This window comes from Pseudomonas sp. S2_B10 (genome assembly GCF_054668425.1).
The window spans coordinates 2,384,360-2,401,802 of sequence record NZ_CP162768.1; the positions used below are offsets into that span (position 1 = coordinate 2,384,360).

Here is a 17,443-nt window from a genome sequence, read left to right on the forward strand (position 1 = left end):
ATGCCGAGCCGGACGCAGCAGCCTGCTGCGCGCAGGAGTCAGCATGGCCCACCCGTTTGAAACCCTCACCCCCGATCTCGTCCTGGATGCCGTTGAAAGCATCGGCTTCCTCAGCGACGCGCGCATTCTGGCGCTCAACAGCTACGAAAACCGTGTTTATCAGGTCGGTATCGAAGACTCCGAGCCGCTGATTGCCAAGTTTTATCGTCCGCAGCGCTGGACCAACGAGGCCATCCTCGAAGAGCACCAGTTCACTTTCGAACTGGCCGACATCGACATTCCGGTGGTAGCGCCGCTGATCCATAACGGTGAAACCCTGCATGAGCACGCCGGTTTCCGCTTCACCCTGTTCCCGCGCCGTGGGGGCCGCGCGCCGGAGCCGGGCAACCTTGATCAGCTGTATCGCCTCGGCCAGTTGCTCGGGCGCATGCATGCGGTGGGCGGTACCAAGCCGTTCAAGCACCGCGAAGCCCTCGCCGTGCAGAACTTCGGCCATGCCTCGCTGAACACTTTGCTCGAAGGCAATTTCATTCCCAAGAGCCTGCTGCCGGCGTACGAGTCGGTTGCCCGCGACCTGCTCAAACGCGTCGAAGATGTCTACGCCGCTACGCCGCACCAGAACATCCGCATGCACGGTGACTGCCACCCCGGCAACATGATGTGCCGCGACGAGATGTTCCATATCGTCGACCTCGACGACTGCCGCATGGGCCCGGCGGTGCAGGACATCTGGATGATGCTTGCCGGCGATCGCCAGGAGTGTCTCGGGCAGCTATCGGAATTGATGGACGGCTACAACGAATTCCATGATTTCGACCCGCGCGAATTGGCGCTGATCGAACCGTTGCGCGCCCTGCGCCTGATGCACTACAGCGCCTGGCTGGCGCGGCGCTGGGACGACCCGGCGTTCCCGCACAGCTTTCCGTGGTTTGGCACCGAGCGGTATTGGGGCGACCAGGTGCTGGCGTTGCGTGAGCAGCTGGCGGCACTGAATGAAGAGCCGCTGAAACTCTTCTGATAAAAGATCAAAAGATCGCAGCCTTCGGCAGCTCCTACCTTGGAATGCATATCCCTGTAGGAGCTGCCGAAGGCTGCGATCTTTTTGCTTTCTGACACGACACATCTATACAACCTCCTTACAATCCTTTCTTTGTCAGCTGCCTGAGCAAGGATTCTGCATGCAAGCCGCCAACCCGCGTCGCGGGTACATTCTGGGCCTGAGCGCCTACATCATCTGGGGCCTGTTCCCGATCTATTTCAAAGCCATCGCTGAAGTCCCGGCCGTCGAGATCATCATCCATCGGGTGCTGTGGTCGGCGTTGTTCGGTGCATTGCTACTGATGGTATGGAAACACCCGGGCTGGCTGCGCGAGCTGCTCGACAATCCAAAACGCCTGGCGATTCTGGCCCTGAGCGGCACGCTGATCGCGGCCAACTGGCTGACTTATGTCTGGTCGGTGAACAACGGCCGCATGCTCGAGGCGAGTCTGGGTTACTACATCAATCCGCTGGTCAACGTGCTGTTGGGCATGGTGATCCTTGGCGAACGGCTGCGGCGCATGCAGTGGGTCGCGGTCGGTCTCGCTGCCATCGGCGTGGCGCAGCAGGTGTGGCAGGTCGGCAGCTTGCCGTGGGTGTCGCTGGCGCTGGCGCTGACCTTCGGTTTCTACGGCCTGATCCGCAAGCAGGCGCCGGTCAAGGCGTTGCCGGGGCTGGTAGTGGAAACCTGGATGCTGGTGCCGATTGCGATCGCATGGTTGCTGTTCAATCAGACTGCCACGAGTGTGCAGCCGGCCTTCTGGACCACCTCTGAAGCCTGGTGGCTCGTGGCTGCCGGCCCGGTGACGCTGGTGCCATTGGTGTGTTTCAACGCCGCCACCCGCCACTTGCCCTACACCACCATCGGCTTCCTGCAATACATCGCGCCGACGCTGGTGTTGCTGCAAGCCGTGCTGCTGTTTGGCGAGCATTTGTCGTCCAGCACGCTGGTCGCGTTCATGTTTATCTGGGCCGGTCTGGCGGTCTACAGCGTTGATGCGTGGATAAGTTTGCGCCGGCGCGCCTGATCAAAAAACGCACAAACCTCCGCAGGCCACGGTTCTCGTGGCCTGCATCGTTCCTTCCCAAGCTTATCCACAGCGTGATCCCCGCCGTTTGTGCGCAAGTCACTGAATGTTGGCGATTTTTTGATCAACCTGCGCAAAGCCACGGCCGGCGTGGCGTGGCGGTCTGTCTCTACAGGTTATCCACAGGCAGGTGCACGTTAAACCTGAATAACCCTGTGAACGTTTAAACCTCTGTGCGTAACACCAGTTCGACCATCAGATCATCGGCCAGGGTTTCCAGGCGCGCCTGCAACACATCCAGCGACAGCGTCAGTGGTACCGCGAGAATCGCCTCGGCGTGAAACAGCGGCTCGCTGCTCATCGGCGCCGGGCGCACCTCAGTTACCAGTCGCTCCAGGTTTACGCCCTGCTCGCTCAACAGCCGAGTGATATCGCGGACGATACCCGGCCGGTCATTGCCGACCAGTTCCATGGCGATCGGTTTCCACGTGCAGGACTGCTCCACTCCGCTTTCGGCAATCAATACCCGAATGCCATGGGCCGACAGCGCTTGCAGGGCATCGACCAGTTCGTCGTAAGCCTCCGCCGGCACGCCCACGCGCAGAATCCCGGCGAACTGCCCGGCCATGCGTGACATGCGGCTTTCCAGCCAATTGCCGCCGTGCTCGGCAATGCATTGGGCGATGCGCTCGACCTGCCCGGGCTTGTCCGGGGCGAAAACGGTGAGTACGAGATGGTCCATGGCGCAGCCCTCTTGTCATGACTTTTGTTATCGAAGGGCAAGTATAGGCAAGCGGATTGATTCAGCCTGACCCAGTGCTGGCAGATGATGACCTGTGGCGAGGGGATTTATCCCCGTCCGGCTGCGCAGCAGTCGTGAGTCCTGCCAATTGGGTCTGCCAGCCGGACCGCAGGGGGCGGCTTCGCCACCCAACGGGGATAAATCCCCTCGCCACAGATTCGCTCATCGCAAAGGTGGAGACGCCAAACTGCGCCATAGCAGCCAAATAGCAATTATGTGTACAACTTTCGATATTTAGCTGGAACAATCCAATGCTTTTTTGAGAACATCCCGTTCCGCGACGTGACCGCAATGCGTCATGAGGTCGCAGAACGACGTAATTAGTCTGATTTTCACAAGCGCAACTCATCATGTAGTATGCCGCAGCGCGCACTACATAACGCTGGATCGATGTCTGCCCAAGGCCCTTCGCAACCCTGAAAGCCCCGTCAGCAAGGCCTCCAAGCCGTTGATTGGTCCTAGCCCAGCCGCCAGCAATGGCATGTACTGGTCCGCAGGTTTGTGGTTTAAATGGCCGGAAGCTTCATTGTTAAATTGACGAGCTGAAAAGCGAAATAGCTGAGCAGAGTGAGGCAAGCAATGACTGAACACGTTCAAGTCGGTGGCCTGCAGGTCGCCAAAGTCCTGTTCGACTTCGTGAACAACGAAGCCATTCCCGGTACCGGCCTCACCGCCGAACAATTCTGGGAAGGTGCCGACAAGGTCATTCATGACCTGGCGCCGAAGAACAAAGCCCTACTCGCCAAACGCGATGACTTCCAGGCGCGCATCGATGCCTGGCATCAGCAGCATGCCGGCCAGGCGCACGATGCCGTGGCCTACAAAGCTTTCCTGCAAGAGATCGGTTATCTGCTGCCAGAAGCGGCTGATTTCCAGGCGACGACGCAAAACGTCGACGATGAAATCGCCCGCACCGCCGGCCCGCAACTGGTCGTGCCGGTGATGAATGCGCGCTTCGCGCTCAACGCCTCGAACGCCCGCTGGGGTTCGCTGTACGACGCCCTCTACGGCACCGACGCGATCAGCGAAGACGGTGGCGCGGAAAAAGGCAAAGGCTACAACAAGGTGCGTGGCGACAAAGTCATCGCCTTCGCCCGCGCCTTCCTCGACGAAGCCGCGCCACTGGCCGCCGGCTCCCACGTCGATTCGACCCGCTACAGGATCGCTGACGGCAAACTGGTCGTGACGCTCAAGGGCGGCAGCAACAGCGGCCTGCGCGATGACGCTCAGTTGATCGGTTTCCAGGGTGACGCCAACGCGCCGATCGCCGTTCTGCTCAAGCACAACGGCCTGCACTTCGAAATCCAGATCGACGCCAGCACCCCGGTCGGCCAGACCGACGCCGCCGGCGTCAAAGACATCCTCATGGAAGCGGCGCTGACCACGATCATGGACTGCGAAGATTCCGTGGCCGCCGTCGATGCCGACGACAAAGTGGTGATCTACCGCAACTGGCTCGGCCTGATGAAGGGCGACCTCGCGGAATCCGTGTCCAAGGGCGGCCAGACCTTCACCCGCACCATGAACCCGGATCGCACCTACACCGCGCCCAACGGCGGTGAAGTGACCCTGCACGGTCGTTCGCTGTTGTTCGTGCGCAACGTCGGCCACCTGATGACCATCGATGCGATCCTCGACAGCCAAGGCAACGAAGTGCCGGAAGGCATTCTCGATGGTCTGGTGACTTGTCTGGCGGCAATGCACAACCTCAACGGCAACACTTCGCGGCGCAACACCCGCACCGGTTCGGTGTACATCGTCAAACCGAAAATGCACGGCCCGGAAGAAGCGGCGTTCACCAACGAGCTGTTCGGGCGTATCGAAGATGTCCTGCGCTTGCCGCGCAACACCCTGAAAGTCGGGATCATGGACGAGGAGCGCCGCACCACGGTCAACCTCAAGGCCTGTATCAAGGCGGCCAGCGAGCGCGTGGTGTTCATCAACACCGGTTTCCTCGACCGTACCGGCGACGAAATCCACACGTCCATGGAGGCCGGCCCAGTGGTGCGCAAGGCTGACATGAAGGCCGAGAAGTGGATCGGCGCCTACGAGAACTGGAACGTCGACATCGGTCTGAGCACCGGCCTGCAAGGTCGTGCGCAAATCGGTAAAGGCATGTGGGCGATGCCGGATCTGATGGCAGCGATGCTTGAGCAGAAAATCGCTCACCCACTCGCCGGCGCCAACACTGCCTGGGTGCCATCGCCGACTGCCGCTGCGCTGCACGCGCTGCACTACCACAAGGTCGATGTGTTTGCGCGTCAGGCCGAACTGGCCAAACGTGCGCGCGCCTCGGTGGACGACATCCTCACCATTCCATTGGCAGTGAACCCAAGCTGGACGCCAGAGCAGATCAAGAACGAACTGGACAACAATGCCCAAGGCATTCTCGGTTACGTGGTGCGCTGGATCGACCAAGGTGTCGGTTGCTCCAAAGTCCCGGATATCAACGACGTTGGCCTGATGGAAGACCGTGCGACGCTGCGTATCTCCAGCCAGCACATCGCCAACTGGCTGCGCCACGGTATCGTCAGCCAAGAGCAAGTGATGGAAAGCCTCAAGCGCATGGCGCCGGTGGTCGACCGTCAGAACGCCAACGACCCGCTGTATCGCCCGCTGGCACCGGACTTCGACAGCAACATCGCCTTCCAGGCGGCGGTCGAACTGGTGATCGAAGGCACCAGGCAACCGAACGGCTACACCGAGCCGGTGCTGCACCGTCGTCGTCGCGAGTTCAAGGCCGCGAATGGTCTGTAATTTGCGCTGACGCTGGAAGTGAAAAAGGCCCTGATCGAGAGATCAGGGCCTTTTTGTTTGTGAGGTGGGTTGGATTGTTGTGGTGGGCTTGAGATCCATCCCCCTCACCCCAGCCCTCTCCCCCAAGGGGTAGAGGGGAAAGGGAGCAGATTGGGGAAGTTTCAATTCCTGAGTTCGACTCATGAAATTCAGGTCGGTGTACCTCCAACATTCACCGCGGTCAGTCCCCTCTCCCTCTGGGAGAGGGTTAGGGTGAGGGGCTTCTAGGGCTCAATGCCCAATTCATGCTTCACCAACTCAAGCAACTTGCCCGTATCAATCGGCTTGAGCAGAAAATCCACCACGCTCAAATGCATCGCTTCGATCGCATCTTTCACGTCGGCATCGCCGGAGACGATGATGATTGGCATCGCTGCCCGTACCGATTCACGCACCTGGCGAATCAGCTCGAGGCCGTCGACATTGCCCATGCGCAGGTCGGTAATCACCAGACCGATCGAAGGCTTTTCATCGAGCATTTTCAGCGCGGTTTCACCGCTGGCTGCGGTCATGCAGCGAATGCCGTCCAGCGCGAGTATCTCCGACAACAGCTCGCGGGCGTCCTTGTCGTCGTCGACGATCAGGACACGCTGCGGCGGCAGATCAGGTTCGAGCATCACTGCGCTGAGCGCTTCCCGCTCGGCGTCGCTCAAAATATCGTGGTCGGACATGGCGCTCTCTAAATGTTCAAACAATCCCTGGCAAGTCGTCAGACATCACCGGACAGCGCTTCAATGTGCACTTCGTCGGAATTTTTTCCAAGTGGCTAGCGCAAGCTTTTCCGAGCTTTTGCGTAGGTTATTTCCGAAAATCGGCCAATGGTGGCAAAACCTAGACTTACGTCCAATGGGCACCCTGCCCGCCGGGGTCGACCATGGTGGCAACGATCCGACAACAACAATTCGAAAAAGACTGCGGTAATGGTTATGAGCAAAGCGGACGCCTTCACCCAGGCAGGGAAAACCGCGGTGTTGCAGAACATTCAGGGCACCCTGCAATTCCTCCAGCGCTTCCCGCCCTTCAATCAGATGGAACACGCCCACCTCGCCTATCTGGTGGAGCAATGTCAGCTGCGTTTTTTTGCCCAGGGCGAGAGCATCATCAAACCGGCTGACGGCCCGGTGGAGCACTTTTATATCGTCAAACAGGGTCGGGTGGTCGGCGAACGCCAGCACATCACCAAGCCCGGCACCGAAACCACCTTCGAAATCACCACCGGCGAATGCTTTCCGCTGGCCGCGCTGCTCGGTGAGCGCGCCACGCGCACCGAACATCTGGCGGGCGAAGACACCTTTTGCCTGCAACTGAACAAACTGGCGTTCATCAAACTGTTCGCCCTTTCCAGCGCCTTCCGCGATTTCGCCTTGCGTGGGGTCAGCAGCCTGCTCGATCAGGTCAACCAGCAAGTCCAGCAAAAAGCCGTGGAAACCCTCGGCACCCAATACTCGCTGAACACTCGTCTCGGTGAACTCGCGATGCGTCATCCGGTGACCTGCAGCGCCGAGACGCCGTTGCGTGAAGCGGTGAAGCTGATGCACGAGCAACAGGTCGGCAGCATCGTCGCGGTGGATGAGCACAAGGCGCCGCTGGGGATTTTCACCCTGCGCGATTTGCGCCATGTGGTCGCCGAAGGTGTCGGCGATTTCAGCGACGCCATCGAACAGCACATGACTCGATCACCGTTTTATCTGTCGCCGGATCACAGCGCCTTCGATGCGGCGATCGCCATGACCGAGCGGCACATTGCTCACGTCTGTCTGGTCAAGGATCAACGCCTGTGCGGCGTGGTGTCCGAGCGTGATCTGTTCTCCCTGCAACGGGTCGATCTGGTGCACCTGGCCCGGACCATCCGCAGCGCGCAACGGATCGAGCAACTGGTGACCTTGCGCGGCGAGATCGGCCAACTGGTCGAACGCATGCTCGCCCACGGCGCGTCGTCGACGCAAATCACCCACATCATCACCCTGCTCAACGATCACACGGTGTGCCGGGTCATCGAACTGACCCTCGCGGAAAAGGGCGACCCGGGTGTGCCGTTCAGTTGGCTGTGTTTCGGCAGCGAGGGCCGGCGTGAGCAGACGCTGCACACCGATCAGGACAACGGCATTCTCTTCGACGCGCGCGATGCCGCGCACGCAGCAGAAATACGCGGCAAGCTGCTGCCGATTGCCCAGCAGATCAACCAGAGCCTGGCGCAGTGCGGTTTCACTCTGTGCAAGGGCAACATCATGGCCGGCAATCCCGAGCTGTGTCTGTCGCGGGCCGAATGGGCACGGCGCTTTGCCGCGTTCATCCGCGAAGCCACGCCGGAGAACCTGCTGGGCTCGAGCATTTATTTCGACCTGCGCGTGGTCTGGGGCGATGAGCAAGGCTGCGAGCAATTGCGCCGGGGCATTCTCGATCAAGTCGCTGACAACCGTCTGTTCCAGCGCATGCTCGCCGAAAATGCCCTGCGCAATCGCCCTCCCGTTGGGCGCTTCCGTGAGTTCGTGCTGGCACGCAAGAACGGCGAGAAGGCCACGCTGGATCTGAAAATTCAGGGTCTGACGCCGTTCGTCGACGGCGCCCGGTTGCTGGCGCTGGCCAACGGCATCGATGCCAACAACACCCTCGAGCGCTTCCGCCAATTGGTCGATAAACAAGTCATCGAGCCGCTCGACGGCGCGGCGTATGAAGAGGCCTATCACTTCATTCAGCAAACGCGCATGCAGCAGCATCAGCTCCAGACCCGGGAGAACCAGCCGTACTCCAACCGCGTCGATCCCGACAGCCTCAATCACCTTGACCGGCGCATCCTGCGTGAATCCCTGCGGCAGGCGCAACGCCTGCAGAGCAGCCTGAGCTTGCGGTATCAGCTATGAGCCTGTTTTCCTGGCTGCGCCCGTCAAGTCCCGTTGTGTCGGCGGATCTACAGCAGCGGCTGGCGAATCTGCCGGCGCTTGCCGAGCTGAGCGAATGCAGCCTGCGTGAGCAGCGCTGGGTGGTGCTGGACCTGGAAACCACCGGCCTGAATATGAGCAAGGATCGGGTCCTGTCGATCGGCGCGGTGGTGATCGAGGACGGCGCGATCGATTTCCGTCAGCAGTTCGAGCGCACGCTGCAATGTCGCGAATTGAAGCTCAGCCCCAGCGTGCTGATTCATGGCTTGGGACCGAATGCGATTGCCGCAGGCAGCGACCCGGCGGAAGCGTTGCTGGAGTTGCTGGAGTTCATCGGCGACAGCCCGGTGCTGGCGTTTCATGCGCCGTTCGATCAGCACATGCTCGGGCGTGCAGTGAAGGAGCACTTGGGGCATAAGCTGCAGCATGTGTTTCTGGATGTGGCGGACATTGCGCCGCTGTTATGTCCGCAGGCGCAGATTCGCGAGGCCGGGCTGGATGAGTGGATCGAGTGGTTCCGGCTCGAAGTGTTCGAGCGGCATAACGCGAGTGCCGATGCACTGGCCACGGCAGAATTGGCATTGATTCTGTTCAGCCGCGCGCGGGCGCAGCAGATCTACAGTCCGTTGCAGTTGCAGCAGCGGTTGAGTCAGTGGAAGCGCAGGCAGCAGGCGCCGTCCTTTTAGAATCATTCAGATCAAAAGCCCCTCACCCCAGCCCTCTCCCGGAGGGGAGAGGGAGCCGATAGTGGTGTCTGAAGCCTTATATCGACCTGAAAGACCGAGTCGATTGAGGAATCGCTGAAAATCGTTCAGGTCGGTGTACCTCCAGAATATCCCCCGATCAGTCCCCTCTCCCCTCCGGGAGAGGGCTAGGGTGAGGGGCTGCCCTTGATTCATCACCTGACCAGTGGCCAATTGCTAACCATTCCCACCTCTGCCAGAATCGCGAACTATTCTCGTTAGTTAACATTTCCCAATCGGTGATGTCCGGTGTCGTCAGTGCCCAACCCCCACAGTGAGCTCGTCGGTGCGATGTATCGCGACCATCGCGGTTGGCTGCTGGCGTGGTTGCGGCGCAATGTGGCGTGTCCGCAGCGTGCCGAGGACCTGAGCCAGGACACCTTCGTGCGCCTGCTCAACCGCGACGAGCTGCTGACGCCGCGCGAACCTCGGGCGTTTCTGGTGGCGATCGCCAAAGGCCTGTTGTTTGACTACTTCCGCCGCGCCGCGCTGGAACAGGCCTACCTCACCGAACTGATGCTGATCCCCGAAGACGAACAGCCGTCGGTGGAAGAACAGCAAATGATCCTCGACGACCTAAAGGCCATCGATCGCCTGCTCGGCAAGTTGTCGACCAAGGCTCGTGCGGCCTTCCTGTATAACCGCCTCGACGGCCTCAGCCACGGCGAAATCGCCGCCAGACTCGGCGTGTCAGTGCCGCGCGTGCGGCAGTATCTGGCCCAAGGTCTGCGCCAGTGCTACATCGCCCTGTACGGTGAGCCGACATGACGGCGGCCAGTTCGCGCCCGGTGCCGGCGCATGTGCTGGACGCGGCAATTGCCTGGCAATTGACCCTCGACTCGAGCACCGCGCTGGAGCGCGAGGAATTCGCCAAGTGGCATGCGGCCCATGAGGAACACGCCCGCGCGTGGCGCCAGTTGGGCATGCTCGATCAGCGTTTCAGCGTCGCCAAAGGCCCGGCCCGAAGTGCGTTGCTGCAATCGCGCGAAGGCATCCGTCGGCGCGTGCGAAAACTCGGCAGCGGGCTGGCCAGTGTCGTGGTGATCCTCGGGCTGGGACTGTTTGTCAGCGAGCGCTATCTGCCGCTGGATTACTGGCTCGCCGATCAACGCACCGCCACCGGTGAACAGCGCAGCGTGCGCCTGTCCGACGGCACCCTGCTCAACCTTAATACCCACAGCGCGGTCGACGTCCATTTCGATGACAAGCGCCGCTTGATCGTGTTGCAGGAAGGCGAAATCCTCGTCGAAACCGGGCATGGCGATGCGCGGCCGTTTATCGTCGAAACCCGCGAAGGCAGCATGCGCGCGCTGGGCACGCGCTTTCTGGTCAAGCGCGAGGACGATGGCACCCGCCTGAGCGTGTTGCAGTCGGCGGTCGCGGCCCATGCCCAGGCCAACCCGCAAGAACAGATTCTGCGCGAAGGCCAGCAGGTGTTGCTGCGCAGTGACGGGCTGGGCTCGATTGCCGCCCTCGCCCCAGGCACCGATGCCTGGACGCGCGGCATGCTGGTGGTGGACAACGCACGGCTGGGCGATCTGGTGCACGAGCTGGGGCGCTATCGTCGTGGCCATCTGGGCGTGGCGCCGGAAGTGGCCGATCTGCGCATTACCGGCAGCTTTCCGTTGCACGACACCGACAAGGCCCTGAGCGCGTTGCTGCCAACCTTGCCGGTGCAGATCGAGCGTCATACGCCGTATTGGGTCACCGTGGCGAAGGCGGAGCCCTCCTTCCCTTGACATGATCGTTCCCACGCTCGGCGTGGGAACGATCAATGTGGGAGCGAGCCTGCTCGCGATGACGGCATCAGCCCCAACAACCTTTCCAGCAAAAAATAATTTCCACCGAGCCCTATCACTTTTCCAATCTCGTCCGGCACACAGGCAATTGAGAAATATTTCCATTCAGGAGCCGCCGTATGTCCCGTTCGCCAGACACCTTGTTGCGCCCCAGTCTGCTGGCTTTTGCCATCGCTTTCGGCACGCCGCTGATCAGCAGCCCGTTGCTCGCCGCTGAGCAAGCGTCCAGCGTGCGCGCCTACAACCTGCCGGCGGCGCCGCTGTCGACCACCCTGAACCAGATCGCCAGCCAGGGCGGCCTCGCCCTGTCGCTCAATCCTGCGCTGGCCGCCGGCAAAACCTCGGCGCCGGTCAACGGCCAGTACGACGCCGCCGGCGCCCTGCGCGCGGCTTTGCGCGGCACCGGTCTGCAACTGGAACAGAGCAGCGCCGGCACTTACACCCTGGTGGCCGTGCCGGAAGGCACGCTGGCCCTGCCGGAAACTTCGGTCATCGGCGTGGAAAACTTCGAAAGCGCCTGGGGCCCGGTCGAAGGCTACACCGCGACTCGCACCGCCGCCGGCACCAAGACCGACACTGCGCTGGTCGAAGCACCGCGTTCGATTTCGGTGGCGACCCGCCAGCAAATGGACGACCGCAGCGTGCACAGCCTCGATGACGCCGTGCGCTACATGCCGGGCATCACCGCCAGCAGCTACGGCAGCGACACCCGTGCCGACTGGCTGCGCGTACGCGGTTTCGAGCCGACCCAGTTCCTCGATGGCCTGCCGCTGCCCAAAGGCGTGTACGCCAACCCGAAACAGGAAACCTGGAACCTCGACCGCCTCGCCCTGCTCCGTGGCCCGGCTTCGTCGGTGTACGGCCAGACCCCGCCGGGCGGTTTGCTCGACATGGTCAGCCGCCGCCCGAGCGCTGAAGCCAGCAGCGAAATCCAGTTGCAATACGGCAGCGACAATCACCGCCAGATCAACTTCGCCAGCACCGGCAAGATCGATGAGGCCGGGCAGTTTCTCTATGGCCTCAGCGGCGTGGTGCGCGACAGCGGCACGCAGGTCGACCACGTCGACAACAAGCGCTACAACATCGCGCCGAGCCTGACCTGGAACATCGGTGACGACACCAAACTCACTCTGCTGAGCCAGTTCACCCGCGATGACACCGGCATCACCAGCCAGTTTCTGCCGATCCAGGGCACGAAGATCAAATCGCCGCTCGGTGATATTTCCCATCACAAGAATCTCGGCGATCCGGATTGGGAATACTACGATCGCACCTACTATGCGCTGGGTTATGCCTTCGAGCATCGGTTGAACGATGTCTGGCAGTTCAAGCAGAACCTGCGCTACACCAAGTCGGACCTGTCGTTCCAGTCGCTGACCCCTGGTTCCTATCCGTTCACCACCGTGGATGCAGAGGGCAACGTCGGCCGCACCAGCACCAGCGTCGACGAAGACATCAGCCAGTTTGCCGTGGACAACAACTTCCAGGCCGACTTCGCCACGGGTGAGGTTCGCCACACCTTGCTGCTGGGTCTGGATCACCAGCGCAGCAACACCAACTACACCTCGATTTTTGGCGATGGTCTGCAAACCAACGTCATCAACCCGATCTACGGCCAGCCGATCGTACGTCCGGCGCGCTCCACCGCGTTTTACGACTACAACCAGAAGACCTACCAGACCGGCCTCTACGTGCAGGACCAAATGGCCCTCGATCAGTGGCGCCTGACCCTCGGCGGCCGTGAAGACTGGGTGCACACCAGCACCCAATTCATCAACCAGAGCGACACCACCAACACCCAGCGTGACAAGAAATTCAGCGGCAACGCGGCGCTCAGTTACGTCTTCGATAACGGCTTCGTGCCGTACCTGTCCTACGCCGAATCGTTCCAGCCGACCACGGGCGCCGATGCCACCTCGACCGGCTCGCTCAAGCCAACCGAAGGCAAGCAGTGGGAACTGGGCATCAAATACCAGCCGCCGGGCAGCAAGACCCTGCTGACCGCCGCCGTGTATGACCTGACCCAGAAGAACGTCGCGGTGAACACCTTCGTCAACAACGTTTCGGTGACCAGCCAGACCGGCGAAGTGAAGGTCAAAGGCTTGGAACTCGAGGCCGTGTCGGATGTGACTGACAACCTCAAAGTCATCGCCGCCTACACCCTGGCCAAGTCCGAAGTGCAGAAAGGCATCGACAAGGGCAATCGTCTGCAACTGATGCCCAACCAACAAGCCTCGCTGTGGACCGACTACACCTGGCACGCCGGCGTGCTCGACGGTTTCGGCATTGGTGCCGGCGTGCGCTACACCGGCAACACCTACGGCGACAAGGCCAACACCTGGCTGGGCAAGGCCGATGCCTATACCGTGTTCGACGCCAGCGTGCATTATGATCTCGGCCGTCTGGACAACAGCCTCAAAGGTGCGTCGCTGGCGGTGAATGCGACCAACCTGTTCGACAAGGACTACATTTCCACCTGCGACAGCTTCTACTGCTACTACGGCGACCAGCGCAGTGTCGTCGCCAGCGCCACTTACAAGTGGTAAGCCAGTGAGCTGAAACAGGCCCTGTTCCCAGGCCGTCCGTACCGGACGGCTTTGGTGTTTTTGAAGGTCATGCAATGAAAAGTAAAACCATCCGCCGCTGGTCGTTCATCCACACCTGGACCAGCCTGATCTGCACGGTGTTTCTGCTGATGCTGGCGCTGACCGGTCTGCCGCTGATTTTCAGCCACGAGATTGATCACGCGTTGGGCAACGCCCCGGAACTGCGCGAGATGCCGGCCGACACGCCGCAACTCGACCTGCAGCAACTGGTCGATGCCGCGCAGAAACATCGCCCGGACGAAGTCATGCAGTACTTCGGTTATGACGACGAAGAGCCGAACGCGGCGTTCGCGATCATGGCCAGGACGGCCGACACCGAGCCGAACTCTTCGCACACCTTCATGCTCGATGCGCGTACTGGCGAAGCGCTGGAAACCCCTTCGGCAAATGGCGGTTTGATGCTGTTCATCCTGCGTCTGCACGTCGACATGTTCGCCGGGCTGCCGGGCAAGCTGCTGCTGGCGTTCATGGGGCTGCTGTTTGTCGTGGCGATCGTCTCCGGCACGGTGCTGTACCTGCCGTTCATGCGCCGCTTGAAATTTGGCACCGTGCGCCAGGACAAGTCGACAAGACTGCGCTGGCTCGATCTGCACAACCTGATCGGCGTCGTCACTTTGACCTGGTGCCTGGTGGTGGGCGTGACCGGGGTGATCAGCGCCTGCGCCGACCTGCTCATCGCCGCCTGGCGCAACGATGCACTGACCACGCTGATCGCGCCGTATCGCGATGCGCCGCCGCTGACTCAACTGGCGCCGGCCACGCGGCTGCTCGACATCGCCGAGGAAGTCGCACCGGGGATGAAACCGGATTTCATCGCCTTCCCCGGCACCCGTTTTTCCAGCGAGCACCATTACTCGGTATTCATGAAGGGCGGCACGCACCTGACCTCGCACCTGCTGACGCCGGTGCTGATCGACGCCACGACCTTGCAGGTCACCGCCGTGGCCGAACGGCCGTGGTACATGGACGCCATGGGCATGTCGCAGCCGCTGCACTTTGGTGACTACGGCGGCATGCCGATGAAGATTCTCTGGGCGACGCTGGATGTGCTGACGATCATCGTGCTGGCCAGTGGTGTGTATTTGTGGGTGGTGCGGCGCAAGGCGGCCAAGCCTGTATTGGAAGCGGCGGAGGCCTCGGCATGAAGCCGCGTCAGTCGAGTTTCTGGAAGGTTTTCAGCACACCGATCGTGATCGCCTTGCTCAGTGCGGCGGGGCTGTTTGCGGCGTTGCTGGGGGATGGAATCTGGGATGCGTTGAGCTGGGTCGGGCTTGGCGTGCCGGCATTTCTGGCGATAAGAGGTTTACTGCCGCGACGCTGAGAATCCCTTGTGGGAGCGAGCCTGCTCGCGAAAGCGCCCAGACATTCAACATCAAAGTCGACTGTCACGACGCCTTCGCGAGCAGGCTCGCTCCCACATGGGTTCTGCGCCGCACGCGAGCAGGCTATGCTGCCCGATCATTGTCCTGATCGAGACCTTGCCCATGTCCGCCCCCAGCATGACCCTGTACCACAACACCCTGTCGCCCTTTGTCCGCAAAGTCATGGTGCTGCTGCACGAAACCGGTCAGCAGGATCGTGTCGCGCTGCAGGACTGCGTGCTCAGCCCGGTCAGCCCGGACCCGGCGCTGATCGCCGACAACCCGTTGAGCAAGATCCCCGCCCTGCGCTTGGCCGACGGCAATGTCATCCATGACAGCCGCGTCATCCTCGAGTACCTCGACCAGCAGCACGTCGGCAATCCGCTGATCCCCCGGGAAGGTGCGGCGCGCTGGCGGCGCCTGACCCTGGCGTCGATGGCTGACGGGATCATGGATGCCTCGGTGATGGTGCGTTATGAAACTGTGCTGCGCCCGGTGGAAAAACACTGGGACGAATGGCTCGACGCCCAGCGCGACAAGATCCGCCGCGCCCTCGCCGTGCTGGAAAACGAAGCAATTGCCGAGCTGACCAGCCATTTCGATGTCGCGGCGATCAGCGTGGCCTGCGCACTGGGCTATCTGGATCTGCGCTTCCCGGACATGGACTGGCGCGCGGCCAATCCGCAACTGGCCAACTGGTATTTTGAAGTGAGTCAGCGACCGTCCATGATGGCGACAATGCCCAAGCCCTGATTCTGCGGCGCCTGATCTGCCCCCATCGCTGGCAAGCCAGCTCCCACATTGAATCGGGACAGACCGCTGACCTGTGTGTCGGCATATATCCTGTGGGAGCTGGCTTGCCAGCGATGGCACCACCTCGGTTCTGGCGGCAGCGCTGCAACAATCAGCGTCAGCAGAACCGCCACTTCCCTGCGCTCAGCCCTCAACCCGCTCATTGCATCGCCTCCACATCAAACTCCAGCGGCCTGGCCGGTTTCAAACCAATCCCGTACCATGAACACCCCGAGCAGACCGAACAGCATCAGCGAGCCCATCAGCAGCGCGTAATCCTCGGCACTTAGCAATCCGTACAGCAGGCCATACAGCGCCGCCAGCCCCGCCGAAAAACTCAAGCCATGCCGCGCGCTGCGCAGGACGTGGCTGACATAGAAGCCGATCAGCAACACGCAGCCACTCGCCGACAACAGATACGCCAGCGCAAAACCGATGTGTTCCGACAGCGACAACAGCAGCAGGTAAAAGAACGCCAGCGCGACACCGACCAAGGCATATTGCACCGGGTGCACCGCGAGGCTCTTGAGCACTTCGAAGAGGAAGAAACCGGCGAATGTCAGGACGATGAACAGCAGCGCGTATTTGATCGCCCGGTCGCTCTTCAGGTACTGATCCACCGGGTCGATGAAGCTGACGCCGAAGCTGCGCCCGTTGAGTGCATCACAGTCGCCAGCGACGCAGCGCTCCATCGCCTCTTGCAGGTTGGTGGAGAAAAACGAGGTCTGCCAGTCGGCGCTGAACCCCTGATCGTTGATCTCGCGCTTGGCCGGCAGGAAGTTTCCGACGAAGCTGGGGTGCGGCCAGTTGGCAGCGAGGCTGACACTGCTGGTCTTGCCCACCGGCACCACACGCAGCGAGCCGGTGCCTTGCAGGCGCAGGTCGAAACCGAAGGTCAGTTGCGTGGCTTTGCTGGCATCCAGCGCCGGCAGGGTCACGTGTACGCCCTCGCCGATCCAGGCCACTTCGCTGCCTGGCACGAAGTCCAGTTGCTGGCCGGCGAGCTCGAGTTTCAGCGCGTTTTCGATGCCGCGAATATCGCTGATACCGACGGCGAGGAACGGCGCGTCGAATTGGTAATCGGCAAAATTTTCCTTGATGCCCAACTGCGCCGGCAGGGAAAAATGCCCGTCGATACGGTTATCGGCGTGAAACAGCCGCGCCTCGTAAATACCGCGTTTGCGCAGCTCGGTCTGCACCTGGCCATCGAGCTCGAAACGCTCCGGCAGAAAGTACAGACGCCCGCGCGCTTCGCTGACTTCTTCGTAGCGCTTGTTGGTTTTCTCGTTGGTTTTCCAGGTGCGCACCACCTTGCGATACGGCACTACCATCACCGGCCCGGTCAGCTGCTGGCTGTAACTGGAACTGCGCGCGATGTCTTCGAGCACACCGTCGCGCAGTTGCTGACGTTCGTCGATGATGCCGTCGATCATCAACAGCGGTATCAGCAACAGCAGGATCAACAAGGCAATCGCGCCGAGCTTGATGGTCAGATTCTTGTTCATGGGACTCTCCCTGTTTGGATGGGAAGAGTCTGGGGATGCGCTGTGGTGGCAGTGTGGGGGGAATATGGAGATTGTGTGGAGAATGCATTCTCCT

General features: G+C 61.2%; 13 protein-coding genes and 1 pseudogene. 11 read left to right on the forward strand and 3 right to left on the reverse strand.

Annotation, left to right across the window (positions count from 1 at the left end):
* Positions 1 to 43 precede the first annotated feature (43 nt).
* Positions 44 to 1,018 (forward strand): serine/threonine protein kinase, encoded by a 975-nt coding sequence (locus AB4O45_RS10720; protein WP_056786600.1) that lies wholly within the window; start codon positions 44 to 46, stop codon positions 1,016 to 1,018.
* A 160-nt stretch (positions 1,019 to 1,178) separates the two neighbouring features.
* Positions 1,179 to 2,066 carry an EamA family transporter RarD gene (gene rarD / locus AB4O45_RS10725; protein ID WP_041476730.1) on the forward strand — a complete coding sequence of 296 codons (888 nt, stop codon included), beginning with the start codon at positions 1,179 to 1,181 and terminating at the stop codon, positions 2,064 to 2,066.
* Between the two features lie 223 nt (positions 2,067 to 2,289).
* Here rarD and AB4O45_RS10730 read toward each other — a convergent pair whose 3' ends face one another.
* A complete protein-coding gene (locus AB4O45_RS10730; RefSeq protein ID WP_016772854.1) occupies positions 2,290 to 2,808 on the reverse strand; it encodes a glycine cleavage system transcriptional repressor in 519 nt (172 codons plus the stop codon).
* 639 nt (positions 2,809 to 3,447) lie between these two features.
* Here AB4O45_RS10730 and AB4O45_RS10735 point away from each other — a divergent pair.
* Positions 3,448 to 5,625 carry a malate synthase G gene (locus tag AB4O45_RS10735; RefSeq protein ID WP_460161382.1) on the forward strand — a complete coding sequence of 726 codons (2,178 nt, stop codon included), beginning with the start codon at positions 3,448 to 3,450 and terminating at the stop codon, positions 5,623 to 5,625.
* A 263-nt stretch (positions 5,626 to 5,888) separates the two neighbouring features.
* Here the strand turns inward: AB4O45_RS10735 and AB4O45_RS10740 are convergent, their stop codons facing one another.
* Positions 5,889 to 6,335: a response regulator gene (locus AB4O45_RS10740; RefSeq protein WP_016772851.1), complete on the reverse strand. Its 447-nt coding sequence runs from the start codon at positions 6,333 to 6,335 to the stop codon at positions 5,889 to 5,891.
* Between the two features lie 255 nt (positions 6,336 to 6,590).
* On the opposite strand from AB4O45_RS10740, the gene AB4O45_RS10745 reads away from it, so the two are divergent.
* The 8 genes from AB4O45_RS10745 to AB4O45_RS10780 all read left to right on the forward strand — a co-directional run bounded on the left by AB4O45_RS10745 (position 6,591) and on the right by AB4O45_RS10780 (position 15,805).
* Complete coding sequence (locus AB4O45_RS10745) at positions 6,591 to 8,525, forward strand: putative nucleotidyltransferase substrate binding domain-containing protein (protein ID WP_423520338.1); 1,935 nt, start codon at positions 6,591 to 6,593, stop codon at positions 8,523 to 8,525.
* Positions 8,522 to 9,229, forward strand: coding sequence for a 3'-5' exonuclease (locus AB4O45_RS10750; RefSeq protein ID WP_460161383.1), 708 nt, complete (start codon positions 8,522 to 8,524; stop codon positions 9,227 to 9,229). Before AB4O45_RS10745 ends, AB4O45_RS10750 begins: the two co-directional genes overlap by 4 nt.
* A 348-nt stretch (positions 9,230 to 9,577) precedes the next feature.
* Entirely contained in the window at positions 9,578 to 10,054 is a 477-nt protein-coding gene (locus AB4O45_RS10755; protein ID WP_221264883.1) for an RNA polymerase sigma factor, read from the forward strand.
* Positions 10,051 to 11,025 carry a FecR domain-containing protein gene (locus AB4O45_RS10760; RefSeq protein ID WP_460161384.1) on the forward strand — a complete coding sequence of 325 codons (975 nt, stop codon included), beginning with the start codon at positions 10,051 to 10,053 and terminating at the stop codon, positions 11,023 to 11,025. The genes AB4O45_RS10755 and AB4O45_RS10760 overlap by 4 nt, the downstream gene beginning before the upstream one ends.
* A gap of 179 nt (positions 11,026 to 11,204) precedes the next feature.
* Positions 11,205 to 13,631, forward strand: coding sequence for a TonB-dependent siderophore receptor (locus AB4O45_RS10765; protein ID WP_460161385.1), 2,427 nt, complete (start codon positions 11,205 to 11,207; stop codon positions 13,629 to 13,631).
* A 74-nt stretch (positions 13,632 to 13,705) separates the two neighbouring features.
* A complete protein-coding gene (locus tag AB4O45_RS10770) occupies positions 13,706 to 14,836 on the forward strand; it encodes a PepSY-associated TM helix domain-containing protein (protein WP_460161386.1) in 1,131 nt (376 codons plus the stop codon).
* The gene (locus tag AB4O45_RS10775; protein WP_095181386.1) at positions 14,833 to 15,012 is read left to right on the forward strand and encodes a hypothetical protein; all 180 of its coding nucleotides are present in this window, start codon (positions 14,833 to 14,835) and stop codon (positions 15,010 to 15,012) included. Before AB4O45_RS10770 ends, AB4O45_RS10775 begins: the two co-directional genes overlap by 4 nt.
* A 163-nt stretch (positions 15,013 to 15,175) precedes the next feature.
* Entirely contained in the window at positions 15,176 to 15,805 is a 630-nt protein-coding gene (locus AB4O45_RS10780; RefSeq protein WP_041476739.1) for a glutathione S-transferase, read from the forward strand.
* Positions 15,806 to 16,004: 199 nt separating this feature from the next.
* Here the strand turns inward: AB4O45_RS10780 and creD are convergent.
* A pseudogene (gene creD / locus AB4O45_RS10785) lies at positions 16,005 to 17,349 on the reverse strand (cell envelope integrity protein CreD).
* Positions 17,350 to 17,443: the final 94 nt, after the last annotated feature.